At 54.4% G+C, this 1,021-nt stretch carries 1 protein-coding gene and 1 pseudogene; both read left to right on the top strand.

What is annotated here, in order from left to right; translation table 11 throughout:
* Positions 1 to 337 (top strand): annotated as a pseudogene (locus N7387_RS21250) (Replication protein O); the annotation flags it as partial.
* Positions 334 to 1,021, top strand: a 688-nt coding sequence (locus N7387_RS21245; protein WP_279800952.1) for a replication protein P, incomplete at its 3' end; no start/stop codon positions are given. The pseudogene N7387_RS21250 and the gene N7387_RS21245, both read left to right, overlap by 4 nt.

Here is a 1,021-nt window from a genome sequence, read left to right as displayed (position 1 = left end):
ATGGGGAACTGCCGACGACCTGAAAGCCGCTCAGTGGATATTCCAGCTCATCACCAGAATCAGCCCGTCTGCCAAAACACCTAACTGGTCAGGATGGGCTAACGATGTCCGACTGATGCGCGAGCAGGACAACAGGACGCATTCGGATATCTGCCAGATGTTCAAATTCGCGAACCAGGACAGTTTCTGGAAGAGCAACATCCTGAGCCCTGCAAAGCTTCGCGAGAAATGGACTCAACTGGAAGCAAGGCGGAACACGCAGGGGCAGGGTAAGCCATCCAGCAGGCCGCATCTTGATTTCGATAACACCGACTGGGCGGATGGGCTGAACGTATGAAATCACTCACCACAGCTATTCAGCAGCGTGATGCTGGCGCATTGCGGTCAATTGCAGGGGTTGCACCAAAACCGCAACAGAAAGTTCCGCAGGAAGCCATTCAGGTATTCAACGAGCTGTTCCGGCAGTTGAAAGCAACATTCCCGGCCGCAATGGCAAACTTCCAGACACAGGATGACCTGAACGAATTTCGCCGTCAGTGGGTTCTGGCCTTTGCCGAAAACGGAATCCGGACGGTGGAGCAGATTAACGCCGGTATGCGGATTGCCAGACAGCAGGAGAAACCGTTTCTCCCGTCACCGGGGCAGTTTGTTCAGTGGTGTAAGCAGGCTGACTGTGTGGCCGTTGGATTGCCGGACGCGGACGGGCTTTACGACATGATCATGAGGTTCAGTGCTAACCGCAGCATGTACCGGACGGCAGAGGATTATCCGTGGCAAAACAACGCCTGTTACTGGATGGTCACAAAATTACACGCGCTGAGTCGTGCGTCCGGCCTGACCGAGTCAGAACTGAAAAAACGCTGTGCTCAGGAGCTGGCGGTGATGGCATCCAGAATCCGATCCGGTGAAGAAATTCCGGCACCGCGTGTGCAAATCCCTAAATTGCATATCCCGGTGCCGAAAGAAAAAGCACTGGCGCATATCGCAGAATTAAAGGCCAAGTTCGGATTCAGGACGCGGA

Source organism: Morganella sp. GD04133, assembly GCF_029835375.1.
In the GTDB taxonomy this organism is placed as follows: domain Bacteria; phylum Pseudomonadota; class Gammaproteobacteria; order Enterobacterales; family Enterobacteriaceae; genus Morganella; species Morganella morganii_B.
This window is presented reverse-complemented; position numbering and strand designations above follow the sequence as displayed.